At 48.1% G+C, this 25,466-nt stretch carries 26 protein-coding genes; 6 read left to right on the forward strand and 20 right to left on the reverse strand.

Features of this window, described 5'->3' with window-relative positions:
* Positions 1-5: 5 nt before the first annotated feature.
* Positions 6-779 (reverse strand): ribonuclease HI, encoded by a 774-nt coding sequence (rnhA, locus tag PMIT1303_RS10835; protein ID WP_063398710.1) that lies wholly within the window; start codon positions 777-779, stop codon positions 6-8.
* A gap of 61 nt (positions 780-840) precedes the next feature.
* On the opposite strand from rnhA, the gene PMIT1303_RS10840 reads away from it, so the two are divergent.
* Positions 841-1,578 (forward strand): DUF3747 domain-containing protein, encoded by a 738-nt coding sequence (locus PMIT1303_RS10840; protein WP_063398711.1) that lies wholly within the window; start codon positions 841-843, stop codon positions 1,576-1,578.
* A 279-nt stretch (positions 1,579-1,857) separates the two neighbouring features.
* Here PMIT1303_RS10840 and rplL read toward each other — a convergent pair whose 3' ends face one another.
* The 8 genes from rplL to gloA (PMIT1303_RS10880) form a co-directional block, all read right to left on the reverse strand.
* Positions 1,858-2,253, reverse strand: coding sequence for a 50S ribosomal protein L7/L12 (gene rplL, locus PMIT1303_RS10845; RefSeq protein WP_063398969.1), 396 nt, complete (start codon positions 2,251-2,253; stop codon positions 1,858-1,860).
* A gap of 49 nt (positions 2,254-2,302) precedes the next feature.
* Complete coding sequence (rplJ, locus tag PMIT1303_RS10850; protein ID WP_063398970.1) at positions 2,303-2,830, reverse strand: 50S ribosomal protein L10; 528 nt, start codon at positions 2,828-2,830, stop codon at positions 2,303-2,305.
* Positions 2,831-3,066: 236 nt separating this feature from the next.
* Positions 3,067-3,777 (reverse strand): 50S ribosomal protein L1, encoded by a 711-nt coding sequence (gene rplA, locus PMIT1303_RS10855; RefSeq protein ID WP_063398971.1) that lies wholly within the window; start codon positions 3,775-3,777, stop codon positions 3,067-3,069.
* An 85-nt stretch (positions 3,778-3,862) separates the two neighbouring features.
* The gene (gene rplK / locus PMIT1303_RS10860) at positions 3,863-4,288 is read right to left on the reverse strand and encodes a 50S ribosomal protein L11 (RefSeq protein ID WP_063398712.1); all 426 of its coding nucleotides are present in this window, start codon (positions 4,286-4,288) and stop codon (positions 3,863-3,865) included.
* Between the two features lie 109 nt (positions 4,289-4,397).
* Entirely contained in the window at positions 4,398-5,069 is a 672-nt protein-coding gene (nusG, locus tag PMIT1303_RS10865) for a transcription termination/antitermination protein NusG (protein WP_011131451.1), read from the reverse strand.
* A 69-nt stretch (positions 5,070-5,138) separates the two neighbouring features.
* The gene (gene secE / locus PMIT1303_RS10870) at positions 5,139-5,411 is read right to left on the reverse strand and encodes a preprotein translocase subunit SecE (RefSeq protein WP_063398713.1); all 273 of its coding nucleotides are present in this window, start codon (positions 5,409-5,411) and stop codon (positions 5,139-5,141) included.
* 73 nt (positions 5,412-5,484) lie between these two features.
* Complete coding sequence (locus tag PMIT1303_RS10875; RefSeq protein WP_063398714.1) at positions 5,485-8,265, reverse strand: ATP-dependent Clp protease ATP-binding subunit; 2,781 nt, start codon at positions 8,263-8,265, stop codon at positions 5,485-5,487.
* Between the two features lie 5 nt (positions 8,266-8,270).
* Positions 8,271-8,672, reverse strand: a complete 402-nt coding sequence (gene gloA, locus PMIT1303_RS10880) for a lactoylglutathione lyase (protein WP_063398715.1) — start codon at positions 8,670-8,672, stop codon at positions 8,271-8,273.
* 145 nt (positions 8,673-8,817) lie between these two features.
* Between gloA (PMIT1303_RS10880) and PMIT1303_RS14270 the strand changes: the two genes are divergently transcribed.
* Both PMIT1303_RS14270 and PMIT1303_RS10885 read left to right on the forward strand, forming a co-directional pair.
* Positions 8,818-8,946 (forward strand): hypothetical protein, encoded by a 129-nt coding sequence (locus PMIT1303_RS14270; RefSeq protein WP_255359783.1) that lies wholly within the window; start codon positions 8,818-8,820, stop codon positions 8,944-8,946.
* Positions 8,947-9,265: 319 nt separating this feature from the next.
* Positions 9,266-10,123 carry a DUF6445 family protein gene (locus PMIT1303_RS10885; protein ID WP_156487010.1) on the forward strand — a complete coding sequence of 286 codons (858 nt, stop codon included), beginning with the start codon at positions 9,266-9,268 and terminating at the stop codon, positions 10,121-10,123.
* A 16-nt stretch (positions 10,124-10,139) separates the two neighbouring features.
* Here PMIT1303_RS10885 and PMIT1303_RS10890 read toward each other — a convergent pair whose 3' ends face one another.
* Complete coding sequence (locus PMIT1303_RS10890; protein WP_063398717.1) at positions 10,140-11,540, reverse strand: radical SAM protein; 1,401 nt, start codon at positions 11,538-11,540, stop codon at positions 10,140-10,142.
* Positions 11,537-12,070 (reverse strand): Nif11-like leader peptide family RiPP precursor, encoded by a 534-nt coding sequence (locus PMIT1303_RS10895; protein WP_156487011.1) that lies wholly within the window; start codon positions 12,068-12,070, stop codon positions 11,537-11,539. Before PMIT1303_RS10895 ends, PMIT1303_RS10890 begins: the two co-directional genes overlap by 4 nt.
* Between PMIT1303_RS10895 and PMIT1303_RS10900 the strand changes: the two genes are divergently transcribed.
* Positions 12,059-12,730 (forward strand): SAM-dependent methyltransferase, encoded by a 672-nt coding sequence (locus PMIT1303_RS10900; protein WP_156487012.1) that lies wholly within the window; start codon positions 12,059-12,061, stop codon positions 12,728-12,730. The two genes, PMIT1303_RS10895 and PMIT1303_RS10900, sit on opposite strands and share 12 nt — an antisense overlap.
* Positions 12,731-13,104: 374 nt before the next feature.
* On the opposite strand, the gene PMIT1303_RS10905 is transcribed toward PMIT1303_RS10900, so the two are convergent.
* Positions 13,105-13,302 (reverse strand): hypothetical protein, encoded by a 198-nt coding sequence (locus PMIT1303_RS10905; protein WP_063398720.1) that lies wholly within the window; start codon positions 13,300-13,302, stop codon positions 13,105-13,107.
* Positions 13,303-13,307: 5 nt separating this feature from the next.
* Positions 13,308-13,709 carry a lactoylglutathione lyase gene (gene gloA / locus PMIT1303_RS10910; RefSeq protein WP_063398715.1) on the reverse strand — a complete coding sequence of 134 codons (402 nt, stop codon included), beginning with the start codon at positions 13,707-13,709 and terminating at the stop codon, positions 13,308-13,310.
* Between the two features lie 145 nt (positions 13,710-13,854).
* On the opposite strand from gloA (PMIT1303_RS10910), the gene eno reads away from it, so the two are divergent.
* Positions 13,855-15,150 carry a phosphopyruvate hydratase gene (eno, locus tag PMIT1303_RS10915; protein WP_063398721.1) on the forward strand — a complete coding sequence of 432 codons (1,296 nt, stop codon included), beginning with the start codon at positions 13,855-13,857 and terminating at the stop codon, positions 15,148-15,150.
* A 45-nt stretch (positions 15,151-15,195) separates the two neighbouring features.
* On the opposite strand, the gene PMIT1303_RS10920 is transcribed toward eno, so the two are convergent.
* The 4 genes from PMIT1303_RS10920 to PMIT1303_RS10935 all read right to left on the reverse strand — a co-directional run bounded on the left by PMIT1303_RS10920 (position 15,196) and on the right by PMIT1303_RS10935 (position 19,494).
* A complete protein-coding gene (locus tag PMIT1303_RS10920) occupies positions 15,196-16,875 on the reverse strand; it encodes an AarF/ABC1/UbiB kinase family protein (protein ID WP_063398722.1) in 1,680 nt (559 codons plus the stop codon).
* Positions 16,875-17,189 (reverse strand): hypothetical protein, encoded by a 315-nt coding sequence (locus PMIT1303_RS10925; protein ID WP_063398723.1) that lies wholly within the window; start codon positions 17,187-17,189, stop codon positions 16,875-16,877. The genes PMIT1303_RS10920 and PMIT1303_RS10925 overlap by 1 nt, the downstream gene beginning before the upstream one ends.
* A gap of 129 nt (positions 17,190-17,318) precedes the next feature.
* A complete protein-coding gene (locus PMIT1303_RS10930; RefSeq protein ID WP_231901468.1) occupies positions 17,319-18,068 on the reverse strand; it encodes a hypothetical protein in 750 nt (249 codons plus the stop codon).
* A 1,078-nt stretch (positions 18,069-19,146) separates the two neighbouring features.
* On the reverse strand, positions 19,147-19,494 hold the full coding sequence (locus PMIT1303_RS10935) for a hypothetical protein (RefSeq protein ID WP_231901469.1): 348 nt from the start codon (positions 19,492-19,494) through the stop codon (positions 19,147-19,149).
* A 1,858-nt stretch (positions 19,495-21,352) separates the two neighbouring features.
* Between PMIT1303_RS10935 and PMIT1303_RS12975 the strand changes: the two genes are divergently transcribed.
* Positions 21,353-21,514, forward strand: coding sequence for a rubredoxin (locus PMIT1303_RS12975; RefSeq protein WP_074159238.1), 162 nt, complete (start codon positions 21,353-21,355; stop codon positions 21,512-21,514).
* Between the two features lie 1,250 nt (positions 21,515-22,764).
* On the opposite strand, the gene PMIT1303_RS10945 is transcribed toward PMIT1303_RS12975, so the two are convergent.
* The 3 genes from PMIT1303_RS10945 to PMIT1303_RS14130 form a co-directional block, all read right to left on the reverse strand.
* Entirely contained in the window at positions 22,765-23,886 is a 1,122-nt protein-coding gene (locus tag PMIT1303_RS10945) for a mechanosensitive ion channel family protein (RefSeq protein ID WP_063398972.1), read from the reverse strand.
* Positions 23,887-24,074: 188 nt separating this feature from the next.
* Entirely contained in the window at positions 24,075-24,410 is a 336-nt protein-coding gene (locus tag PMIT1303_RS10950; protein WP_063398727.1) for a hypothetical protein, read from the reverse strand.
* Positions 24,411-25,156: 746 nt separating this feature from the next.
* Positions 25,157-25,300 carry a hypothetical protein gene (locus tag PMIT1303_RS14130; protein ID WP_193742104.1) on the reverse strand — a complete coding sequence of 48 codons (144 nt, stop codon included), beginning with the start codon at positions 25,298-25,300 and terminating at the stop codon, positions 25,157-25,159.
* Positions 25,301-25,466 lie beyond the last annotated feature (166 nt).

The raw sequence follows: 25,466 nt of genomic DNA on the forward strand, positions 1-25,466 counted from the left end.
CCTCCTCAGATCTGATCCGATCCTGCCGCGGAGCGGCGCAACCGCCAGCGGTTTTCCCCCACAGGCTCCAATAGCCAATCGCGCCAATGCCAGGGGGCAGTCTTACCCGCAAGCTGCTCGATGGGTTGCTCCACCAACTGAGCCAACTCAACCAGGCTGAGGCCATAGCCACGCTCAGCGAAACGATCAGCCAGCTCCAGTCTTGTGAGTAGACCCTGCAAATCAGCAGGGGCATCATCTTCGCCGTCTCCAGCTTCTTTGATCGGCTCAACAAGATTGAGTGCAATAGAGGCTGCCCCCCCTCCAGATAGCAACGCTGGAGCACCACCTCCTTTGGAAAAGCTCACTGCGATTTGGTCAACCCTTTCATTGTCTGGGTCACCGCTGTGACCTTTCACATAAGCCAGGGGCACATCATCCAAGCGCGCACGGTCTAGAGCTCTCCAGAGATCCTGATTCAGCACAGGCTTGCCAGCTGCCGTACGCCAACCCTTACGTTTCCATCCCGCCATCCATTTGCTTAAACCATCAATTAAATATTTGCTGTCGGTACGGATCTTTAAATCGGGGTGACAAGGGAGTTCTTTGAGCTGCTCCAGCACATGAAGGGCCGCCTGAAGTTCCATGCGGTTGTTGGTCGTGGCCGGCGCATAGCCTCCGAACTCCTCCACGCTCCCATCCTCAAAGCGCAGTAGTGCCCCCCAGCCCCCAGGGCCAGGATTTCCACTACAAGCCCCATCAGTGGCAGCAGCCACAACCCGTCCACGACCATCAGCCATTTGAGAAGTCTGTTGTTGTTTGGTACAACACGGTTCGCTTGGTCCTTAGTCATTAGACGCTATGTCGCGAACCTACCCCGAGCTCCTCATGGCATTGAGAAAGCCAGGCAACAGGCTGTTGGTTTTAGGTCTTGGTTTATTCACTTTGCTGACGACCTTGCCAGCAATCTCCAAAACGATTTTCCACAGTCAGCCTCTCAACCAAGAACGCTTGGTCGTACTGGCTCAGGCAGTGGGAGGACATCGCTGGAAACTGCTCGTACTTGAACAAATCAAGCCACTGCCACTGTGCTGGGAAACCCGTCCAGACGGATTGGTCAACCCAACCCTTAATAACTTCAACTTTTCAGGAATCTGCAATCGTTACTTAGACAGCAATGGCTATTCCTTGCGAAGTAGCGGCGAAGACGTGGCGCACAGCTTTCGGCTGCGAATCAAACAAAGCCGAGACCTTCTGGAACTAAAAGCCCTCGATCCTGCGCGGTCGGTTCCAATTACCGTTGCCAGCGCAATACTTCCTCAACGTAATCGTGATGCGTTTGTGAAATTAAACCTGGAACCCGGTTGGAAGCTGGAGCGTCGCATATACCAAGGACGCAAACTCAGCCATGTCTACTTTGCTCATCCAGATCCTGTGAACCTCTTAATTGCCAAAGCATCAGCTCATCAAGGACCTTCAGTCTTCAATCAACTAGGAGCTCCCAAGGCACCACTCCCTCCCCCAATTTCAATAGCCAACAACAGCGTCATACATGGCAAGGGCCCTATTCGACTCGTTGTGATTCCTTATCGTCCTTGACGCAGGCCACTGCAGAGAGGACAGTTGAGGTAGCGCCCCTTAATACTAGTAACTCTATAGATTGCCACATATCATTAATATTGTGAGGGGTGCGAATCAACAGTTCAGGGTCGAAACAAGGAAAGACTCCTGAATCTGTCCCACCTAAAAATCCCTGCCTTTGGCGGGGATTTTTTTTGCATATTTGCCACGCAAAAAAAAACCGGCCCCGAAGGACCGGTTAAGAGTTAAAAAAATGGATGCATAGCAACCAAGCTGAAGGCCGCTATCCGCTGGCAATCACTTGAGGCTGACCTTACCGCCAACCTCTTCGATGGCCTTTTTGAGAGCCTCAGCATCATTCTTAGCAATGCCTTCCTTGATGGTCTTAGGAGCTGCTTCGACCATGGCTTTAGCGTCGCCCAGGCCGAGGCCGGTGGCTTCACGAACAGCCTTAAGGACCTTGATCTTGGCTGAAGCGTCGAAACTCTCAAGCACAACATCAAATTCGGTTTGCTCTTCGGCAGCTTCAGCAGCAGCAGCGCCACCAGCAGCACCACCAGCAGCCATCACAACGCCTGCAGAAGGAGCGGCAGAGACGCCAAAAGCATCCTCAATCTGCTTAACCAGCTCAGAAGCCTCAAGCAAAGAAAGGGTTTTTAGTGAGTCAAGAATGTCGTCGGTTTTTTTAGACATGGTTTGGATTAAGCAACAGATCAGGGAGAAACAGTCGAATCGAAGACGTTCAGCTCTCGCCACTCTCGGCGTGCTGATGAAGCGCCCGGGCAAGGCCGGAAGGAACCTCGTTGATACCCACAGCAACCTTGGTAGCCAAGGCATTGAGGGAACCTGCGATCTGCGCCATCAGAACCTCCTTGGTCGGAAGATCACCAATAGCCTTGATCTCACCCTGTGAGAGGAGCTTGCCTTCGAAAAGACCACCCTTCGTCTCGGATTTTTTAGTGTCCTTCTGAAAAGCCTGTACGGCCTTAACAGCACCACCAACATCGCCCTTGATCAGAACGAAGGCGTTGGTACCAGTCAGTAAGGATTCGAGATTCGACCAGGCACCATTCCCATTAATGGCGTGGCGCATCAAGGTGTTTTTGGTCACCTTGCACACCCCGTTGCTGGCCTGCAAACGCGTGCGCAGATCAGACATTTCCTTAATGGAGAGGCCCTGATAATCCAGGACCAGTGCCATTTCGGCTTCGCCGAGAAGCCCCTTGAGCTCTTCGACAATCTGTTGCTTCCTCTCCAGAGTGCGGCCCATAGGAATTGGATCGGATCGGGTGAACAAGCTGGACACGCACTCGCCAAGTGCTCAAAAAAGAGCAGAGGCCGCGTGTCGATCCAATCCCAACAGGGAAAAACCTTCGCATCTACCTCGACAGGACTTAAACAACCTCAAATGATGCATGAAGCATCAGTGTAAGATGGCAACCTGTTGTCTTGGGCCGGGCGCGTGCCCGTTGGCTTTCGCCAAGGGGCAACCCTACAGCAACAAGGTCAAGAAGCGTCCTCTTCGATGTCCTGAAGAGCAGTTACGTCCACTTCTACTGAAGGACCCATGGTGGAGGTGATGTACAGACTCTTCCAATAGCGACCCTTGGCACCACTTGGCTTATTTCGATCGATGGTCTCCTGCAAGGTCTTCAGATTCTCGAGTAGGGCGTCTGCGGAAAAACTTGCCTTGCCGAAACGCACATGCACGATGCCAGCACGATCAGCCCTGAATTCCAGCTTGCCGGCCTTGAACTCCTTGATCGCAGCCGCTAAATCCGTGGTTACTGTTCCAGCCTTAGGGTTTGGCATCAGGCCACGGGGACCGAGCACTCTGCCCAGTTTGGCCACTTTGGGCATCATGTCAGGGGTAGCGATCAAAAGATCGAAATCCATCTGGCCTTTGCCGATGCTTTCCACCAAATCATCATCACCAGTCAACTCAGCCCCAGCTGTCTTTGCCTCAGCTAATTTCTCACCCCTGGTGATCACAGCGATGCGCACGCTCTGCCCCGTACCTTGAGGCAGAGCAACAGTGGTTCGCAACTGTTGATCGGTGTATTTGGGATCAATCCCAAGGCGCACGTGGGCTTCGATGGTTTCGTCGAACTTTGCTGTGGCGTTCTCTTTGACGAGCTGAATGGCCTCAATAGGCTGATAAACACGGTCTTCAACTTTGGCAAGAAGACCAGTAATACGTTTAGACAGTTTTGGCATGGCAGATGTGGGGTGCAGGCGACACAACGTGTCTCCCCCGAAAATGGTGAATAGATGAATCTTGAAGATGGACGCTACATCAGTGTCAGTCGCTGATGGAAACGCCCATGTTGCGAGCAGTACCTTCAATGATGCGCATGGCCGATTCAATACTGGTGCAATTGAGATCAGGCAGCTTGGTCTTGGCGATCTCTTCAAGCTGAGAACGGCTTAGGGAGCCGACATTGCCATGGGCGGACTCACCAGAACCTTTTTCGATCCCGGCAGCCTTCGTGATCAGCACTGATGCTGGGGGAGTCTTGGTAATGAATGTGAAACTACGGTCTTCAAAAACCGAGATCTCTACCGGAATCACTAATCCGGCCTTGTCCTGCGTGCGAGCGTTGTACTCCTTGCAAAACGCCATGATGTTGACTCCATGCTGGCCAAGGGCAGGACCCACAGGCGGAGCAGGATTAGCTTTGCCAGCCTGAAGGGCCAGCTTGATCACAGATACAACTTTCTTGGCCATGGACGAGCGGGATTGAACGATTGCGGATGACCTGGCCCTTGGGACAAGTGCGGCAAGATGGTGGCCCACCTCTTTGGCCGCCCTCCGCAGGGAGACGGCCGCCGTTAGCTCAATTCTGTTTATTGATTTGAGAAAACTCGAGTTCCACAGGTGTTTCTCTGCCAAAGATTGAAAGAAGAGCTTTCAGCTTGCTGCGCTCTCCAGAGACTTCGATCACCTCCCCCTGGAAGTCCTTGAAAGGACCAGAGGTCACAAGGATCTGATCGCCCTCCGCGAGATCGACCTTGACGAGCGTCTTTTTCTCAGCAGCACGTTTGAAGATGCGATCCACCTCCTGACGACTGAGCGGTCGGGGTTTGATGTGACCACGAGCTTTCCCTGTGGCGCGGCGGTCCTCAGCCCCCACGAAGTTGATCACGTTGGGGGTGCTGCGCACCGCCATCATTGTGTCTTCATCAAGAACCATTCGTACCAACACGTACCCCGGAAAGACTTTCTCCTCAGTGGACTGACGACTGCCATCCTTTTTCAATTTCACCGCTGGGGTCTGGGGAATTTCGATCTCCAGAATCCTGTTGCTCACACCAAGGGTGACGGCCCGCTGCTCAAGAGTTGCCTTCACCTTCTTCTCACAGCTCGAGGCCACCTGAATGGCATACCAGCGGGCTACGGTTGTTCTGGCTGCAGGAGTTGGGGCCTTGGTACCCTCCTCTCCATCATTAGGAGCCGGCAGTTCCAGAACCTCAGATGGTTCTTGTGGTGTGAGCTCGAGTTCTGACACTTGCGCTGATAAGAAGCTAATGGTTTGGGAAAGACGGTTGAGGCAAGACAGAAAAACCGCCCTACACAATCAAACGAAAATCTGGGACGACGCCCAGCTATAAAACCGACTCACGGCAGCGATGAATGCAGCCGAGAGACTGACCATCAGGATCACGGCGATGGATTCGCTGAACAGCTGCTGGCGACTGGGCCATACCACCAGGCTCAACTCCTCATATGTTGCTGCAAGAAACCCACTCTGACGGGTCGGTTCTGCCTCAGGAGAATCGCTGGAGTTGGTGGTGTCCTCGGCAGGAGATTCGCTGGAGTCTGTTGTGTCCTCGGAAATAGGGCTGGTCACGGAGCTTAGGCCGGTGGCTATCGCCGGTGCTGAAGCACACGCCGGCAAACAAACACTTTAGCGGATACCTGTTTCAATCCTCAGGAAGGAACTGAAATGGTTCGGAGGCCTGAGCACCTGGGATCACGCGCACGGCGCGGGCACCGCTGAAACGCTCTTCCAGCAATTCCGTGGCCAATGGGTTCTCAACCCGACGACGCAGTACACGCCGTAAAGGGCGAGCGCCATATTCCGGCTCATAACCTTGCAAAGCCAAAGCCTCAACCGCGTCTTCCTCCACACGCAATTCAAGACCTTGCTCAGCAAGCAGGCTGGAGAGATCGGCCAATTGCAGCTGCACAATTCGCTGAAGGTCATCAGCCTTGAGCGGCCGAAAACGTATTACCTCATCGATGCGATTCAAAAATTCAGGCCGAAATTGCTTATTGAGGGCCTGATCCACCTTTTGAGCCAGGCTCTGATCAAGACAATCCCAATCTGTCCCCTCCTGCTGCGCCAAGCGAGACGCATCAAGGATGGCGCGACTAGCCAAGTTGCTAGTCATCACAACCACGGTGTGACGGAAGTCCACGGTGCGGCCCTGCGAGTCAGTGAGACGGCCATCGTCCAGAACCTGCAGGAGCACATTGAACACATCAGGATGAGCCTTCTCAATTTCATCAAGAAGCAACACCGCATAAGGACGGCGACACACCGCTTCGGTGAGCTGTCCACCCTCCTCATAGCCGACATAGCCGGGAGGAGCCCCCAAAAGACGCGCCACGGCATTGCGTTCCATGAATTCACTCATATCGAGTCGCACCAGCGCCTCTTCCTCATCGAACAAGGAGGCCGCAAGCGCTTTTGCCAGCTCTGTCTTGCCCACGCCAGTGGGTCCAAGAAACAAAAACGAACCAACAGGACGTCGCGGATCCTTCATGCCCGCTCGAGCCCGACGAATCGCTGCCGCCACCGCCTGAACCGCTTCGGGCTGACCAATCACCCGCTCGCCTAGATGGGCTTCAAGATCTAGCAACTTTTGTCGTTCAGCAGCCAGCAACCGCTGAACAGGAATCCCAGTCCAGCGTGCAACGACATCGGCAATGTCTTCAGCCTCCACTTGCTCGCGTAGGAGCGCCGAACCAGATGCCTGGGCAACAGCCAACGTTTCTTCAAGGTCGGCACGCCGTTGCTGAACCCTATGCAATTGGTCGTATTGAAGACGTGCAGCCGCCTCTAGATCACCGAGTCGCTCTGCTTCAGCAATGGCATTGCGGAGATCCTCGTCTTGTTGCAACAAATCCCGCAACTCGGCCAGATGATCCCGTTCGATCTGCCAGCGCTCTCGTAAATCTGTGAGCTGAGATGCCGCAGCAATCCGAGCCGCCTGTAACTGCACCCGTTCAACCTCCGGTGCCTGCTCAGCCGCCAGCAAAGCAAGCTCGACACGACGCAGCTCTGCCTCCGCCTCTTCAACCACCTGAGGCTTCGAGGTGACATCCATCTTGAGCTGGGCTGCAGCCTCATCGATGAGATCGATGGCTTTATCAGGTAAGCAGCGGTCACTGATGTAGCGATCAGCCAAGCGATTTGCAGCAGTCACCGCACCATCGGTGATCGTGACGCCGTGGTGAAGTTCGTAGCGCTCTTTCAGGCCTCGCAAGATTTCAACGCTCAATTCAAGACTCGGCTCCTTGATTAAAACCTGCTGAAAACGCCGATTGAGGGCCTGATCCTTCTCCACTGTGCGGCGATAGTTCTCAGGGGTCGTGGCCCCAATGCAGCGGAGGTCTCCCCTTGCTAAAGCCGGCTTGAGCAAACTTCCAGCATCCGCACTGGAACGATCGCTGCTCACCACCGTGTGCAGTTCATCGATGAACAACACCACACCTGCATCTGGATCGCTCACCTCTTTCAACACAGACCGAAGCCGTTCCTCAAATTGACCACGAAACTTGGCACCAGCGATCAGTGCACCAAGATCAAGGGAGACCAAGCGCAAACCCTTCAGGGAATCAGGAACCTCCCCAGCCACAATGCGTTGAGCCAACAGCTCGGCGATGGCCGTTTTACCAACGCCAGGAGCTCCAATTAACACCGGATTGTTCTTGCCGCGACGCGATAAAACCTTGATCAAACGGCGAATCTCTGGATCTCTACCGATCACAGGATCTAGCTGTCCTGCCTGAGCTGCAGCGGTAAGGTCACGACCATAGGCCTCAAGAGCCTGAGGTTCTTGCTGGAGTTGCAATGGAGTTGGCTCCCCAGCAGCGACGGCAGGTTCTTGGCTAATCGGCGGGGTAGGAGAGGAGATAGGTCTCGTTTGTGAGGCCACCGATGCAGGCGGCGCAGAATCGGGGGCAGGAGGAGAAGGCGGAGTTGATGTACGCAACTGGCGCCTGCCTTTGGGCAAGCGTCTCAACTCCGCTTCCAAGCGTTCACTGGGCATGCCTAGCTCTTCAAAGAGCTCGGCTCCAATGCGCGGATCGCGCCCCAACCCAATCAGCAAATGAGACACATCAATCAGCCGAGATCCCCAGCGAACTCTGGAACGGTCTGCTTCTTCAAGGAGGTCTTCAAGGTCATCGCCGATGAACAACTCATCGCCTCGAGCCATCGGCTGCTCGGCCAAAAAACCTTCCAAGCGATCCAGCAGCGCAGTCGAATCAATGGGCAGAGCCAACACCCAATCGCTGTAACGCCGATCACTAAAAAGCACCTGGATCAAGTGCTCCACATCCAGCTGACCATGTCGCCAACGGCGGGCGACATCCTGACCGACCAGCAACAAATCCCAAGCGTCATCACTGAATCGATCAGGATCACTTGTGAGACTTCCCTGGGCGGAAGCCGCTTGGCTGGTCTCAGGATGCATAGGGTTCAGCTCGCGGCCTCACGAGAGGCAAGTTGAATCAGCTCCACCTTGTAGCCATCGGGATCTTCCACAAAGGCAATCACGGTGCTGCCATGTTGCATCGGCCCGGGTTCTCGCACCACACGCCCCCCTCGCTTTGAGATAGCCAAGCAGGTGGATTGAATATCCTCCACGCCCAAGGCGATATGGCCATAACCCTCTCCCAACTCGTAGTGATTTTGGTCCCAGTTGTGTGTGAGCTCCAGCACAGTGGTGTCACTCTCCTCGCCATAACCCACAAACGCCAAGGTGAAGCGACCTGAGGGGTACTCCTTTCGCCGCAACAGATGCATGCCTAGAACCTCGGTGTAGAAGCGCAGAGAACGATCCAAATCCCCCACCCTCAGCATCGTGTGCAACATCCGCATCTCGAGCGATCCTGACCTTGAGGACTCAGTTCATTCTGCGTCGTTCTACGACTGAAAACAGCCTTAGCATCAGTAAAAGGGCTAGGCGGTACACAGTCCGCGGGATGGCAAACCATAGGATCCAAGCAACTTCAATTCGTCACAGGTGATCGATTCCCTCGACCTCGTCATTGACACCATCGTGGCCAGAGAGGTTCTGGACTCCCGCGGCAACCCCACAGTTGAAGCAGAAGTGTTGCTCGAAGCAGGTGCCAATCAAAACACCTGGGAGTAAATCTTCCGTCTTTCGAACGGTTTGTCTGATCGAGTTTATATGTTGATGCTAGGTGACAGAAATCAGCGCTCGTGACTTAAGTAATGAGCCTGCAAATCCAATGTCCGGATTAGTCAAGCTAGAATTCATGAAGACAAAAAATAAGGTTTATCGCCTATCAACCAGTATGTATGCATACTTTTAGCATAGTAGAACTATCAATGGATCAACCAGTCTGAATCATAAGACCTGAATACTTCCCAGGCCTTTAGAGAGAGTTGATCATTACTACATAGTCTATTCTTTCATCTGAAATCACTTTGTTGCTGGAGCGTTAGGGATGGGCAGACCAATTTTGCAATCAGGTGAGTTATCCAAGGTGAATAGAAGCGCCAAAATCTCTTTTATGCCTTTTGCAGATAAATTGCATAATATTATGGTTGTTGATGATTTCTATCTTTATCCCGATGACCTTAGTAAATTTGCGATAGGGCTAGATCATAAACGGGTTGGATATCATCCAGGTGATCAAGCAAGTGCTGACTTGCCCGATGCAGAAATAAGCGACTGGATTCATAATCAGTATGTTAAGAAGACTTATACTAATATACCGGATGTGATATTAACATCATGTAGCTATAAGGTATGGTTGTTCTCAATATTTAAAAGGCATCAATATGAACTGATGGAGCACATGTGTAAACCTCATGCAGACAGTGGATTTATTGCAGGAATTGTTTATCTCAATAAACCACAAGATTGCAATGGGGGAACGGGTTTTTTCCACCATAGACGATCTGGCATCAACAAGATAATAGGCTCCGAGCTTAATGCCATTGATCCTATACTTCTTGCACAGCTATATCGTACTTATGGTGTATTTTCTGATTTTGAGCATCAGCGAGAAAAATGCGGATGGAACTCATATGAAGATATGAGATTAGAGATATTGAAAAAAACAAAAAAACAACATCAAGGCTATCAAACCAAGTCCAATGATAATTGGGTGCTGGATTTCATTGTTGAAATGAAATACAATCGACTAATCCTATTTCCCGCCTACCTACTACATTCACCAATTATAGAAGCAGATTGGTTCTCAAACGATAAAAAAGCTCAGCGCCTGACGCAGAATATTTTTGTTTCATGGCCTAATAAGAAAAGCTTGAATAAATTAAGCCAATGGATATTTGGTTGAGATCATTTATCTTAATTTAAAATAAATCAATTGGGCAGGGCTGCTTAGGAATGAAATCAACCGCTTGGAGGAACTTCAGGTCGCTTTGATCTAATTGACTAGTTACCACAGCACCTAACTCTGTTGCTTTGCGTTGGATTTTGCAAAAATCTTCATTCGGTTCAAAATCTGAGTCATTCGCAGTGAAATTTTCATGATAACACCCACCTCCGCATGTTAATTTCGCGAAGCAATTTCTGCATGTAGGATGAGTCTCTATGTTGCTTTTTTGATAATCATCTAGAATAGGTTTGCCATGAGAAATACTGCCTACCTTATGTTTTTTATCACCTACAAATCTATGGCATAAGTAGACATCTCCAGAAACTGAGACGGCTGCATAGTTTCTACCGGCATTGCAATGATATTGTCTCTTTGGAGCTCCAAGAAACTGCTTAGCGCAATTCCAGACAAGACCATTTTGTCTGGAAAGCTCAGAAGAGTTTCGATCTGTAATTAGTCTCATGATCTTCTGTTTCTCTTTCGATAGAGTCTTAAGGATTTCTGAGATATCGCGTTTATGCTCAACAGTATTACTTTCAGTTCTTAGAGGTGTTTCAATGCTGTAAGTCATAGATTGGATTCCGATATTTGATATGGCTTTTTCAGATCTCTCCAAATCATTCCTTTCAGACAGGACAGTATGTACATGGGTTTGTGCATCAGAGCTTAGAAGAAGCTTCAAGTTTGGAACGATTTTGTCGTATGAGCTTTTGCCATTCTTAAGTGGCCTGACTTTATCTTGGATAGCTTTTTCCCCATCAAAGCTGACACTTATGGAGGTGTTGTGTTGTTTGAGAAAGTCAATTATCTTCTGGTTAAGTAGAGTCCCATTTGTATTCAAACCAAAAGAGATTTTTTTGTTATTTTGTTTGGCTTTCGTCTCAGCATAATTTATTGTTTTCTCAACCAAGTCAAAGGCCAATAAAGGCTCACCGCCAAAAAAGTTGATTTGAAGTTCTTTGTTTTCATTGGATTGTTTAATAAGCCAGTCGACCGTGGAGTAAGCCGTCTTCTCGTCCATTTTCCCACCGGACCCGTAGCGGCCTTCTACGCCATAGCAATAGGTGCAGCTCATATTGCATTCTTGTATTACGAAGAGCGCAATGCTGTTTATAGATATTTGTTTGTGATTTGATGAGCAATCAGTGGTTTTAACTAATTGTTGATGATTTCCAATCCCCAAGCGGTTGATCACCGTCTTCTCTAAGTTGGTCCATGAAGTGTCAGGTTGCTCCAAATAACGATAGACAAGCTCCTTAATACTCCTTGTGAGCTCACAAGCCCAAAGCATATTGGCATTAATCATGTAGTCTTTATTCGCATATCTGAAAAAATATAAATTTGCTTGCGAATCAATTGGATTGGGATTCTTCATACTGGACAATCATAGAATCCGCAGTATGCGCCTTTGTTGGGTGTTGGATCGGGCCCTCTTCCTGTGGGAGCTCTCATCCCTGATATGAGCCAGCTAGGCATTCTGGATAAAATTTCTCTTGAGCCAAGTTGGCGCAAGGAAGTTCCATGAGGAGAACGCGAGCTGCCCATGGCAAATCTACTATTTCCTCCTGCTATTGCCGCAAGGTCATCGTCGGTCAGTTCCTCGTCAGAGAGAATCTCGGTAGTCGTCTCATCAAGTTCTGTCTCGGTGAAATCAAAGCCTGCAGCTTGGACAAGCTTGTAGCGGGAAGATGAGTCAGGAGCTTCTTCTAATGCATGACAAAATTCTTCATCATCCAGCATTCTTTGAAGAAATTCAACAGCTGATTGCTTGCTCATAGAAATCCTATCGCTGTAGACTATAAAATAGCACACGATTCTTACAAATTTGCCAGTAATTGGCATTTCTTTATCTTGGAGATAATACTTATTGGCCTTGGTCCAGGCCCCTTGGGCATGATTACCCAAGAAGCAATGTTGATATTGCAGGAATCAAAAAAGATTTTCGTTCGCATGCCTGTTCATCCTGTCGTCCAATGGCTGTATCAACAAAACAAGGATGTAAGGAGTCTGGACTTTATATATAGAATTCGTGGGATTGCCTATGATCGAGTCTATTCAATTTTAGCAAAAACGCTTGTTCAAGAAGCCCAGATACATGGCAAAGCAGTCTTGGCTTTACCGGGCAATCCCCTTGTCTTTGAACAAACGACTGAAAAATTGCGGAACTTAGCTTCATTACACGATATTCCCTTGAGAATAATCTTAGGCATAAGTTTTGTCGATCTAATCTATTCTCAGTTGTCAATTGACCCTTCCCAGGGAATTCAGATACTCCCCCCTTCACTTGGCCTTGGCAACTCTTCTTCGCTTAACACGAAGTTGGCGACTATAGTTGCCCAGTTTGGACAAACTTTCTCCCCAACTGGTGAAGAAATCAATGCAAGCAATCTCACTTCACGATTGAAGAGATGGTATCCAGAGTCGCATCAAGTTACTATCATATGGACTGATGGGATGCCGAACTATAAAACGCGAGATTTATCTGTTTACTTATCAGACTTGGATAGAGCTTATAAGCCAGAAATGGTTTTTTCTAGTCTTTATTTGCCTCCGTATAGTCCGTAAAATAACCCACAACCTATGATTTATGCTTGTCGGTCCTAAGCTTCCCTGAAGCTAGATGCTGCCATCGCAATCAAGGCTTGGATGCTTTATGGTCTAAAAGGATAATGATTCGGGTAATAATCTGTCTAAGCTAATGTATGAACTTGTAGTTGTCGTGCCCACATGCTTGAGACCCTCTCTGCCATGGAGAGCCCGGGTTAGTTCATCTTTAGGAATGTATCCAATAGTGTCATTGATTAGGAAGGTGTGCTTTTATTTAATTTAGAAATAGACTGTTTCAAGCGTTGGCAATATAGAGCAGACTTCTGCTTTGATTCCGATCAGTTTTAAACGTTTACTTCATAAGAGAATGATGCAGGGCTGTGGTTCTTTTGTTAGTTGTAGTCGCCAGTCCCCTGACTGCGTGTGTTGCAGTTTTTGTACAGCACCGGAGCATCCAGCTGACCATGTCGCCAACGGCGGGCGACATCCTGACCGACCAGCAACAAATCCCAAGCGTCATCACTGAATCGATCAGGATCACTTGTGAGACTTCCCTGGGCGGAAGCCGCTTGGCTGGTCTCAGGATGCATAGGGTTCAGCTCGCGGCCTCACGAGAGGCAAGTTGAATCAGCTCCACCTTGTAGCCATCGGGATCTTCCACAAAGGCAATCACGGTGCTGCCATGTTGCATCGGCCCGGGTTCTCGCACCACACGCCCCCCTCGCTTTGAGATAGCCAAGCAGGTGGATTGAATATCCTCCACGCCCAAGGCGATATGGCCATAACCCTCTCCCAACTCGTAGTGATTTTGGTCCCAGTTGTGTGTGAGCTCCAGCACAGTGGTGTCACTCTCCTCGCCATAACCCACAAACGCCAAGGTGAAGCGACCTGAGGGGTACTCCTTTCGCCGCAACAGATGCATGCCTAGAACCTCGGTGTAGAAGCGCAGAGAACGATCCAAATCCCCCACCCTCAGCATCGTGTGCAACATCCGCATCTCGAGCGATCCTGACCTTGAGGACTCAGTTCATTCTGCGTCGTTCTACGACTGAAAACAGCCTTAGCATCAGTAAAAGGGCTAGGCGGTACACAGTCCGCGGGATGGCAAACCATAGGATCCAAGCAACTTCAATTCGTCACAGGTGATCGATTCCCTCGACCTCGTCATTGACACCATCGTGGCCAGAGAGGTTCTGGACTCCCGCGGCAACCCCACAGTTGAAGCAGAAGTGTTGCTCGAAGCAGGTGCCATCGGTCGGGCCATCGTGCCCAGCGGAGCAAGCACCGGTGCCCATGAGGCGCATGAATTAAGAGATGGTGACAGCCGCTACATGGGCAAAGGGGTGACTAAGGCTGTGAACCATATCGAGGATCGGATTGCCCCAGCGCTCTGTGGGATCTCCTCCCTAGATCAGGCCAGCGTTGATGGCACCATGCAAGAGCTTGATGGCAGCGACAACAAATCAAGCCTGGGCGCAAACGCGATCCTGGCCGTGAGCATGGCCACGGCCCGCGCGGCCGCCAATGGCTTGGGTTTGCCTCTCTACCGCTACCTGGGAGGCCCAATGGCCTCATTGCTGCCCGTACCGCTGATGAATGTGATCAACGGTGGTGCACATGCTGCTAACAATCTCGATTTTCAGGAATTCATGCTGGTGCCCCATGGAGCCAGCAACTTCCGAGAATCGCTTCGCATGGGCGCAGAAGTATTTCACACACTCAAGGGCCTGCTCAGTGCTCAGGGGCTCTCAACGGCTGTTGGAGATGAAGGCGGCTTTGCACCCAACCTGACCAACAATGATGCAGCAGGAGATCTGCTCATTCAAGCAATCGAAAAAGCAGGCTATTCGCCTGGTAAGGATATTTCCTTGGCACTAGATGTAGCCAGCACAGAGTTCTATAAAGACGGCTGCTATGCCTTTGGGGGTGCGAGTTACACCAGCACCGAAATGGTCAATGAGCTCGAAAAACTTGTTGATCGCTACCCAATCATTTCGATCGAAGATGGACTAGCAGAAGATGATTGGCAAGGTTGGGCTCTACTCACAAAAAAATTGGGGAAGCGTATCCAACTGATAGGTGATGATATTTTTGTAACTAGTACGAAGCGTCTACAACAGGGAATTGATCAAAACGTAGCCAATTCCATCCTGATTAAAGTTAATCAGATCGGCTCGCTAACCGAAACGCTTCAGGCCATTGATCTTGCTGGGCGCTCTGGTTATACCAGCGTGATCAGCCACCGCAGCGGCGAAACGGAAGACACCACAATTGCAGATCTTGCCGTTGCTACCCGTGCTGGGCAGATCAAAACGGGTTCCCTCAGTCGCAGTGAACGGGTAGCGAAATACAACCAACTGCTGCGAATCGAAGACGAACTCGGTAGTCAAGCTGTCTATGCAGGCGCCACAGGACAAGGGCCACGGGGGCGAAGCTAAGCACAGGCCTCAAAGGGGCTCGACGGGGATCACTTTGGAAGACCTTCAGTGACTCTGACTCGACACATGATCCATGCGCGACTCACGTCCCAGCTTGATCTGCAATCTCAACCAACCGAAGCCCACCGGGAGAGCCGCGACCAATGGCAAGACAGCCCAAATCGGCCGACTACTTGCCCCCAAAAGAGCAGCTGCAATGCCTAGAGAGCCCAATAACACCGATTGGCCAAGGGTCTTCTGAACGCTGATCATGCGCCGCAACTGTCGATCGGATTCACCCATCCGGATCTGCAATTGCAGATCTCCTTGTTCAAGTCGTTCAAGGCTTTCGTCCAGACGCCTTGGCAAGGCTGCCGCCCGGCTGCCAATAGCACCGACCTGACGTCCGAGCTCATTGAGCAAATCGTTTGGACCAGAACCGCTTGAAGTCATCAGTGGCAGTAAATATGGCTTGGCTATAGCCATCAAACTAAAGCCTGAGTCGAGGCTTCGCCCCACACCTTCAAAGGTGGAGAGAGCACGCATCACAAAAATCAGCTCAACTGGCAGCCGAAAGGGTTGGCCATAAACCAACTCGTACAGATCTCCGGAAAGTTTCTCGATCACATTGGCGCTGAAGGGGGGCGTCAAAGCGTCTTGAAACATCACTCGCACCAACCGCCGCACAGGTCCAACGTCGATGCCATAAGCAATCAAACCCGCAGCCTGCAACTCCTCAACCAGGGCTGCCGCATCTCTAGCTGCCGCCGCACGAATCATCGAACCGAGCCGATGTCGCAAAGAATCGGAGAGCAGCCCCATCATGCCGAAGTCGTAGTAAATGAGAGCTCCATCAGGGGCCACGGCAAGGTTGCCTGGATGGGGATCGGCATGAAAAAAACCGAATCGCACGAGCTGCTGCAGATAACTGGCGGCTCCAAGCTCCGCTACGGCCGAGGGATCAATTCCGGCCTTCAATAAAGCCTCAAGATCATTCACCTTGATGCCTGGCAAATAATCGAGACAAAGAACACGCCGGGTGCTGAGCTCCCAGACCACTGCAGGCACGCGAATACGAGAATCATCAAGAAACTGTTGACGAAACCGAGCTGCGTACTGAGCCTCCACACGAAAGTCGAGCTCCCTTAACAAGACCCGACGGCATTCCTGAGCAATCCCAACCCAGTCGCGTCCTCGTCCCCATTTGGGGTGACGTTGCAGTACAGCAGCGACCTGCTGCATGATTTGCAAATCCAGGCGAAACAATCGCTCCAGGCGGGGCCGTTGAATCTTCAGGACAACTTGCCGACCGCTGCGCAGACTGGCGCGATGAACCTGAGCTAGGGAGGCGGCTGCAAGGGGCTGATCATCAAGATCAATGATCTCTGCACAGCGGTCCCCCAATTCTTGCTCCAGCAGAATTTGAGCTTGCTCAAAACTAAATGCAGGGACCTTGTCCTGAAGATCAGCCAGTTCAGATACCCATTGAACTGGCAAAACATCAGGACGTGCCGAGAGCAACTGGCCAAGCTTGATAAAAGCGGAACCAAGTTGGAGCAATTCTGTAGTGAGCCAACGAGCTCGAATCGTTTGGCGGGCCTGCCGCCGCTCACTGGTACAACCACCTGGATAAGTCCATTGACGGGCATCCCACCAAACAAAGATGATTAACGTCAAAACTGCACGCCAAATACGCAGCGCACGCAGCCCACGCCGAATCGCTACCAGCAGGGACGGACAAGCCATTACTGGTTGATCTCAACCTGGCGATTGAGGTCTGCCACCTTTGCCCTAAGACGATCGATCTGATCCTGAGCCTGATCTTGATTAGAAACTGGCGATGAGGTTGCCTTTGCCTCACTGACCTCGCCAGATTCCTGCTCCAGACGATCGGCCTCTGCAATCACCTCTTGCTGAAAAAGATCCCATTCCTTGCTAAAGCGCTCTGGAGCATCCTGCGCCAGCAATGCCAGGCCAGCAGCAGTGTCAGCAAGCCCATGACCCAATCGTGCTGCTAAGCGGTTCAAGGTCGCTCTGAGTAGGGAATCAGGAGAACTCATGACCACAGCACGGATGTCTGAAACTGTGGCAGATCCAACTCACAATCAAAGCACTGAAGGAGCGTTGGGAGGCCTTGTCAAAGTATGAGGTGGGTCGCTTGGAAATGGGGTGATCACTTTCAAGGGCTTTTAGGGATAGTTCCTCCTAAGAAAGTCTGAGACTGGCGAGTGCGGCCGTTGAGGGGAGTCTCTCCTGCGAAGAAAATCTGATGCTGGTGTGCTTGAAGGCTTGGGCTTTGGAGCTACTGGCTGAAGGGGGGCTGGCCTGCTAAGAGAGTTTGATGCTGGTGTGCTTGCAGGCTTGGGCTTTGGAGCTACTGGCTGAAGGGGGGCTGGCCTGCCAAGAGAGTTTGATGCTGGTGTGCTTGCAGGCTTGGGCTTTGGAGCTACTGGTTGAGCAGGTCTTGTTCCCTGAGGGTTGATTGGTGCAGGCAGTTCTGGAGCCGCCAGAGCGGGGTCAGCCAGACCGGGGTCTGCCGAGTCGGCTTCTGTGGCTTGGCGAATCGCTTGAAGCTCCTGTTCACGGCGAAGAGCAGCGGCAGCAGCCAACTTCTCTGCTTGCTGCTTTGCCTGCTTCTCAGCTTGCTCTTTGGCCTTACGTTTGGCTGCAACTTTGGCCTCTTTGGCAGCGACGTCCGCCTGTAGATCTGCACTGCTGCCACCATGCCGTCGACGCAGTCCTTCTAGGCGCTCTCCAGGGAATGGCAAAGGAGTCGGTCCAAAAGACTGCTGCTGAGGCTGCTGCGTGTTCCCACGCAGAATCATGATCCTCTGGGTCATGCCATAGCCCAGGGCAAAACACCCACCCACCAACAAAGGTCCAAGCCAAAAGCGTGGGCGCTTGCGGTTCTTCTGTTCAGTTGGTGATGGTTTGGCCACGTGATCAAGCATATCCAGTCGTCTTGATCAGCTTTAAAGTTCAAACAAGGGCCAAACAATCCCTGATGCCAATCAGTGCTGGCTCGATCAAGACTGATCAATCATCCATACTTCGATGGGTCAAAGTAGATGCAAGCACAAAAGATTGACACTAGAAGCTTTGAAGAATGTATAGACGTGGAGCCGGGTGAGCTAAGTGTTGCTAAAAGCTTCCAACTGCTGGTTTCCCACTAATTGCGATCTTAGGTTTATAGAAAGAAAAGCAAATTAGCTCGCCATTCTAACCATTCATGACATGGCCTTGTCGATATCCTGAGATAGAAAGTAAGCAACCAGAAGCCTGATACATGTGTAAAACATGCATGACTAGTTTGGATTGCTGCATCACCACTAGCTTCAGCAAGCACACGCAAATTCGTTGTTCAAAAAAGAAATGAGCCATTTCATGGCTGCCAAGTCAATGAATTTGAAAAATCCGTTGCTGCATGGCAAGAGACTATGAGATAGAGCACACTGGAGCATCGGGGGAGCTCCAGTGTGCTTGAACCAAGCTCAGCAGATATTTCCCTTGCAATGTAGATCAATGCCCATTAGTTGTACAAACAATGTTGACAATATGGCCAATCCAGGCGCATTGACGACTTGATAAGTAAATGAACTCGTGATGATCATCTATTCTCCTCTCAATCACTCTGAAAATATTGCGTCCGGTGGTATTGAAGAAAGCAGGACTCAAGAGAGATTTAAGCTGGCTTTGTCAACATATAATTTCTACTGCATAGGAGTACTTTTGCGTTGATGTATGCACTTATGCAATAAGAATATTGCATAACAAATTGCTTAATCTACTACGCGGCATAATAGAAAAAAACTGAAAGCAAGGAACGGGCATCTAGCCATAGTTGCCAATCATTATTGGCGTTATCGTTTTAGCAAGGGTTCATATAGGAAAAATTTATGATCATAGAAAAGCTTCTAACAATTCAATCCTAAGCAAAAAGTGGATACCCAAGATAAGAACTTGGAAACATGAAACCTGATGGCCTCTTCGATACGCAGACAACAAACAACTACAACACTACTCAATCATCTCAGGAAGTTTTCCGGACTTGCGCGCAGCTGTACAGGTCACTGAATTGATATTACTATATTCTGGGGGCGCAAGATATCGAGATGTAATGGCACAAAGTTGCCAACCAGTGTAAGGTTTTCGTTGCCCCGTAAGGTCTTCTGAAAAACCATTCGCCTTACACCAAGTTGAAGTAGGGAATTGATAAGAACCAACTTTATCTTCACAGGCAACATTAGCTTGACTGAAAAAGTAAGTATTTCCATTGTCACCATTGATTTTGATGCCGACTTCTTGTTGTGATTGAGCCTGAGCACTACTTGGGCTAGAGAATAGAAATGAAAGCAGAGTTGTCATTAAAATCGGGAGCCTTGATAAAGATCTCAATGGCCTTGCACTTGGTTGATTATATAATAACAGTCTCTAACACGAAAAGCTAAGCTTTTAATTTACTTGGCTCTGTTCTTAAATACTATTCTCTTGATGGTCGTTGTGAATTCAATTAAAGTGGGGCGATGGCTCAATCAATATGTTGTCAACAACAGTATACTTTGAATCCGAGGCTATGGAAATAATGTCCAAAACTTATAGAAATACAAGCAGTAGTCTGGTGATACGCATCTAAATAAGGTGAAAAGCTTGACCTGCAAAAAAAGGAGGTATCCCCCTGAAGCGCAAGGCCCCTTATGACACATTTTGAGGGAGTGCAACAAGTGAGCAGCTGAAATGACCTTTGCAGTCAAGGTTAGATAGGGAGCTCTATTCTTAATGCTAAATCAATGATGCGGACCACTAGGCGCTTTAACAGCTAGAGATTGGAAAGGACAAAGTCTTGAAATTTATCTCTCAATGAATCAAACTCTTTACGAGTTTGATCATTGATTAGTCCCACATGGCCATTTTCTATGGCAGTGTGGGTTTCATTCAATGCTTTTAGCATGTAATAAATTTCTGATTGGGATTCAAAAGTAAATTTCATGGTAAAAGATATTAACATTGTTAAAGTATCGCCGAGAAATCGAATAGGACAATCTGTATAAACACTCATAAATTTAAATAGTGCACATGTATATCGAGGGAATTGGGCAGGTCGTAAACGTGAAGGGAAAATAAAAATGGTTAGGGAGGCTAAGGGAAACATCAAGAAACTGTCTCGCGCAAAAGATTACAGATGGACCTTTACTGGGCAAGCCGAATGAGTATTAACCTTATTCAAGGTGGCTTGACCTAAAAGGTAATATAATTACCAGTTTATAATTGAAATGAGCGAAAACAAGCCTCTACCATACTGTTGAGAATCAAGATATAGACCCAGGCCTTGACTTGGCTCTATAACAGTTATTATATGCTTCTATGGGCCATCCTATTGCATTAATCATTGCTATTGCCCTGTTGTGCACTCTCTGGCGACTGTTATATTTCTCAGATGCTGCCAGAAACTAGAGCTGAGAGAAAGAGACCTAGGTATCATAAAGTCAACCCAAAAAATAGTCGTTATTTCTAATACTTGGCAGACCAGCACTGCTTTCATTCATTAAAAGAGATTAATATCTTATCAATACACACTAGATATCTTGAGCCCGCTCAATCAAGTTTCAAATCTTCTTGAGAATAGGGTGTAATCTCCTGCTGAAGTTCTCTGACTATGAAGAAGCACTTTTCATAACTTGCCAGGAGAATGCTAATCTTACTGGGGCACTTTGCTCACCTAAATCAACAAAGCGATCACTCGCTAAAGAATATCTTAGTGTTGATGCTATCAGTAAATTGTGCTTTCCATTGAGTAAAGGCTCTGTATGAGATCTTCTCGAGGGATTAATTTTGCACAGACTAAGCTCTGCAAAAATAGTGCTGTATCAGATTAAGCAGCCAAGAGCGAATTACCCTCAAAGGATATAAAAAAACTATCGTTCCAATACCTAGAATAAGATGCCGATGAAATGGCATGCTGACATGATTTTTACGTGATAGTGATTGTATGGAATTTAGCTATGCTCATCCCCAAAAGTCTTAAGAGCTCAATAGGCTGAGAAAAGGAACTACTCTTGACTATCCATCGTAAATATGTAGTACAAAAACCATCCCACACCCACTAGCAATATTATGACGGCGCCTATTATGTCCCAAGGAATGGCATCCATAATCTACTTTTCAATCCTCACAGTAATAGCTTAATAGCAACTATAGTAGCTTACGCACAAGCTTAAATCGAACAATGAAAAAGTACGCCTGCAAGGTTTGCACCTATGTCTATGACCCAAGGGTTGGTGACCCAACAAATGGGATTCCACCAGGTACGAGCTTTGCTGATTTGCCCAGAGATTGGAAATGTCCACAATGTAAAGTAGGAAAAGGAAAATTTAAAGCATGTAATTGATTCTGCGTTCTTAAATTAGGCATGTTTTGACTTCAAAAGTAGATGCTGGGATGCAATCACCAATGCCTTGAATATACTAACAACACTCAAAGAGATCTTAAAGTATAAAACTTGGCCATTTTCAATAGCCAAGTGGTCTACAATTACAGATGGTTATCGTTAAGGTATATTGGCTTGTCGGCATCTACATTTAGAAGATATTGCTTAGGCCAGAGTTCTCTGCCAGTGCTTGGGAGCAGCTCACAAAAAAACGGGATTAATTTTGTCGGCAAGCCTTAAGAGCAGCTTACCAGACTGCATAATTGAATATGAAATATCAAAGACTTTTTAGGGAGAGATGTGTCGCAGAAAGCCTTCATTTGGCCGCAGGCCTATCTTCTTTTAATTTATTGCAATCCTTATAATTGCTGTATTTAATAAAATCATTGTCTTAGAATCTATCAAGCTAAGTATTGCCTGAGTTATTGAGAATGTATTTCGTTCAGTATCTATTATGTGCGCCACTGCCTCATTCGGCTAGGCAGCTTTGGATATAAGGATATTAAATGATTAAGCAATTGAGGTGATTGCTGATCGTCTGTATGCATGAGTGTCTACAGATGAAAGCCACACGCTGAGATTAAAGCTTGCATAGCATCTTCTTATTGGCCGTGTAGCAAATATGAGGGAGCACAAGAATAGGTAAGTTTGCTTATTAGTGTTCTCATGGCTGTTTAAATGGAGATTTTGAATCTCCAATTAGGACACTACCTATCAGATGGCTTGGTAAAGCCAACAAGTCGATAAAGCAAAAATTCGATTGATTTTAATCTCCTCTTGACTAGCCAATATAATGATATTGATAGTCAATGAAGCTCTATGCTTAATCTGTTCAGTGATTCTCCACTTTTAGCCTCATGTCAGGCGTCATTAATGCTCATTTTTGGAGTTATTATGCTCCTTAATGCACGTCGAAGCCGTCCTAACCTTCAATGGCATCCAGAATATCGTCAGTTATTAACCAAAGCCTATGATAACTCACCCTATGCAAAAGGAAATAAACTATAAAACCAAAGCTTAACCTCTGTGATTGATAGATGTGGATCATGCCATGTTCATTCGATTCCGGCATGCCTTGCTTAGAACATATGAGATTGAGAGGAAAATTATTCTTTGCAATTAAAATCTAATGGTTTTGCTTTGCTCTAGCCACATATCAATTGCTTGGAGTCGTTTGACTCCTATCTATAGTTGATAGATGCGAGCCTTTTTTACAGCAGCGATCTGTTCGATTTTAGATCTTCACCCAAGCGACTAATTGGATTGTCATCGTTCAGGTTTGGCGCCGGATAGAGGGTGGCGCAATTGAACGCAAAATCACCACCAGCTTTCTGAACAATGTCTGCAATCTGGAGGAAGACCTCCTGTTGAATATCCAGCCAGTCTTTCCAAACAGTTGTTTTAGTAAAGCAATACACCATCATGTTGATAGAGGAGCTATCCCATTCGTTGAAATTCACTAAGATGCTCTGTTTTTGATCTATGTCGGGATTGTTTAACAGCAGACTACGAACATTCTTGGTAATCGCTTCGATACGGGGCAGATCTTCGTAGCGAAGACTAATGCTGGCCTTGATTCTTCTATTATACATTCGACCCGGATTCTCGATCGGAGTAGTCGCAAAGATCGAATTTGGGATATAGAGTGGTCGACGATCAAAGGTACGAATGCGGGTGTGATACCAGCCAATTTTCTCAACTGTTCCATCATCAAAGCTCGAGACGCTAATCCAGTCACCTTCTGAGAATGGACGAGTAAAAAAGAGCATGAACCCTGCAAGGAAATTCTGAGATATCTGCTGTGTCCCAAAGCCGAGGCCAATGCCTGCTCCACCAAGCAAAGCGCCTACTGCAGCGGTAGACACCCCAAAAGTCACCATCAGGGCCGCGATAGTTAAAACAATGACTCCAATGGTGAAAACTCGATCCAATAAGGTCGTCAACATGGCCTCATCTCTGGGATCTTCTACCTTCAGCCAGAGTTGAATGCGATTTGATTGCAGGAGCAGAGCCCGGCCGAGATTGATCGTGGCCCAGCCAAGAGCGATCACCACCAGTGCAGTTGAGACTGCTGAACTTTTAATAGGCAACAAGGCCTTAGCTTGCAGTTCCAAGAGGTGTAACAGCCAACCCAAGTAAAGAGCTGAACTAAATCCAAGCAATAAGGGTCTTCGGATGGATCTCGCTACCAGAGGGCCAATCCGCCTTCCGTACTTATCCAGTAGAACGAGTATCAACCAAAGAACAGCTAAGAAGACAGTTCCGACCAGGATCCCTTCTTGACTCTGAAAAAAATCGATTTTGTTGAGCAGCTCTTGTTGCGTATTGGGCATGCGGCTTGATCTGGTTTGAGCAAATCTTACTAAGGAAAGTTCAATCATGGTAGAGATAAAACTGCCTTTATCACAGCAGTCACAATCATCAAGAGCAAGATAAGCCTCTCTCAAGAAAATGGTCTGCTCAAGAAGTGATGTTTCTACCAGTTGATCTACAAGACATAGATGCACTTTCTCTCAGTGAATCAGATGATGCCATCTTCCAGACCATTGCAAACATGTAGAGACAGAAAAGCTAGATTAATGAGAGCAAGGTGGCTAACAGTCACTGCTGGCAATGCTGGTTCCACCCTGAAGTTGACCGTGTCGCTGAAGCCTATATCTTCAGTCGCGTTAAAGAATTTGATTGATTCTTGCTGATCTGCTGAAGATGAGCAGATTACTGTTGGTGATGGAGTTAGTATTTCTTTAAGCAAGTTTACGATGCTCTTTTGATTAGAGGTGATGCCTTTTCCCACAAATGACTTGATGTAGATAACGATTAGTTGTTGTCTGAGATGATTGAGGGCATTCTTAATCAAGTCCCGAAAAACTAATTAATGCCCAAGCAATCACCTGTTCATGCAAATGCTGCATGACTAGTTGGATCACTAGTAACCAAGAATTAGCCAGTCGGCTTAAGCCTGAGATTAGTTCCCATCATAGTAAGCCTGCTTAAGTTAAGTCAAAGAAGCCTGGTCAGTATAAGAAAGACAAGCTAACCTAACAATGACGATCTAAGCTATGGATTCTCTAATGCGAAGTCTGCAAATTTCTTGCGTAATGTCTGAAAACCTTTGAGCGACTTCCTGTCCATTTCAAGCAATCCATTCTCAACACACCATTGAGTCTGGTTTAAGGCCTTCAACATGTAATAAATCTCCGTCTGAGATTCAAAGGTGAACTTGACAGCCATAGGAGATTGCTCTTTTGTGGTATCTACTTTAATAGGAATAAATGCAAAACGAGAGCGTCAAGGATTTGCGCCCCACCCTAAGTAGAGGTGAAGGTGCGATTTGGTTGCTACTTTTAATGAAAATAATCTGATTGGAGTTAGCTTTATTTGATGCCTAACCTTGAAAGTAAGTCGACGGAGATCTGTGAAATAATGTTGTTGCTATTAAGTCGATCCTACTTGATTGGGGCCTAGATTCATATTTGGCTATTTCACTGCCTAGCCTCCATGCAGACCAAATGAATTTTTTAGTCAGTCTCAATGTAAATGAGAGCTGGTTTCTATGTGACCAATCTAAACAACTCCATTTGCAACTTGGCTTTAACCCTGCTTCTAAGGATTCTCTTTAAGGAGTCTCATGAGAATCTTTTTCTGCATCATAGTCGCACGTAGAATATCTCTTTCTTGCTCGGCCAATGCTAATTCTTTCTGAAGACGATCAATACGCAGATCAAGCTCTTTCTCACTGCTACTCATGTTGACTTCCGATTCATTAGGGGTAGACTTAATACCGTTGCATTTTAGATGCTAGCCCTTCTTTAGGCAATTCCCATTGTAAACATTATAAATATCTAAATTGAAACAGGCCCCATAGATAGAATTAAAATAATAAAAGCTTGAATCACAGTCGACAGACACTTGG

Source organism: Prochlorococcus sp. MIT 1303 (genome assembly GCF_001631965.1).
In the GTDB taxonomy this organism is placed as follows: domain Bacteria; phylum Cyanobacteriota; class Cyanobacteriia; order PCC-6307; family Cyanobiaceae; genus Prochlorococcus; species Prochlorococcus marinus_D.

Excerpts from the sequence above, each read along its gene's own strand:
- rnhA (WP_063398710.1), bottom strand. The coding sequence starts at position 779 with ATGGCTGATGGTCGTGGACGGGTTGTGGCTGCTGCCACTGATGGGGCT.
- PMIT1303_RS10840 (WP_063398711.1), top strand. The coding sequence starts at position 841 with ATGTCGCGAACCTACCCCGAGCTCCTCATGGCATTGAGAAAGCCAGGC.
- rplL (WP_063398969.1), bottom strand. The coding sequence starts at position 2,253 with ATGTCTAAAAAAACCGACGACATTCTTGACTCACTAAAAACCCTTTCT.
- rplJ (WP_063398970.1), bottom strand. The coding sequence starts at position 2,830 with ATGGGCCGCACTCTGGAGAGGAAGCAACAGATTGTCGAAGAGCTCAAG.
- rplA (WP_063398971.1), bottom strand. The coding sequence starts at position 3,777 with ATGCCAAAACTGTCTAAACGTATTACTGGTCTTCTTGCCAAAGTTGAA.
- rplK (WP_063398712.1), bottom strand. The coding sequence starts at position 4,288 with ATGGCCAAGAAAGTTGTATCTGTGATCAAGCTGGCCCTTCAGGCTGGC.
- PMIT1303_RS10875 (WP_063398714.1), bottom strand. The coding sequence starts at position 8,265 with ATGCATCCTGAGACCAGCCAAGCGGCTTCCGCCCAGGGAAGTCTCACA.
- gloA (WP_063398715.1), bottom strand. The coding sequence starts at position 8,672 with ATGCGGATGTTGCACACGATGCTGAGGGTGGGGGATTTGGATCGTTCT.
- PMIT1303_RS10885 (WP_156487010.1), top strand. The coding sequence starts at position 9,266 with ATGGGCAGACCAATTTTGCAATCAGGTGAGTTATCCAAGGTGAATAGA.
- PMIT1303_RS10890 (WP_063398717.1), bottom strand. The coding sequence starts at position 11,540 with ATGAAGAATCCCAATCCAATTGATTCGCAAGCAAATTTATATTTTTTC.
- PMIT1303_RS10900 (WP_156487012.1), top strand. The coding sequence starts at position 12,059 with ATGATTACCCAAGAAGCAATGTTGATATTGCAGGAATCAAAAAAGATT.
- PMIT1303_RS10905 (WP_063398720.1), bottom strand. The coding sequence starts at position 13,302 with ATGCATCCTGAGACCAGCCAAGCGGCTTCCGCCCAGGGAAGTCTCACA.
- gloA (WP_063398715.1), bottom strand. The coding sequence starts at position 13,709 with ATGCGGATGTTGCACACGATGCTGAGGGTGGGGGATTTGGATCGTTCT.
- PMIT1303_RS10920 (WP_063398722.1), bottom strand. The coding sequence starts at position 16,875 with ATGGCTTGTCCGTCCCTGCTGGTAGCGATTCGGCGTGGGCTGCGTGCG.
- PMIT1303_RS10925 (WP_063398723.1), bottom strand. The coding sequence starts at position 17,189 with ATGAGTTCTCCTGATTCCCTACTCAGAGCGACCTTGAACCGCTTAGCA.
- PMIT1303_RS10935 (WP_231901469.1), bottom strand. The coding sequence starts at position 19,494 with ATGACAACTCTGCTTTCATTTCTATTCTCTAGCCCAAGTAGTGCTCAG.
- PMIT1303_RS12975 (WP_074159238.1), top strand. The coding sequence starts at position 21,353 with ATGAAAAAGTACGCCTGCAAGGTTTGCACCTATGTCTATGACCCAAGG.
- PMIT1303_RS10945 (WP_063398972.1), bottom strand. The coding sequence starts at position 23,886 with ATGCCCAATACGCAACAAGAGCTGCTCAACAAAATCGATTTTTTTCAG.
- PMIT1303_RS14130 (WP_193742104.1), bottom strand. The coding sequence starts at position 25,300 with ATGAGTAGCAGTGAGAAAGAGCTTGATCTGCGTATTGATCGTCTTCAG.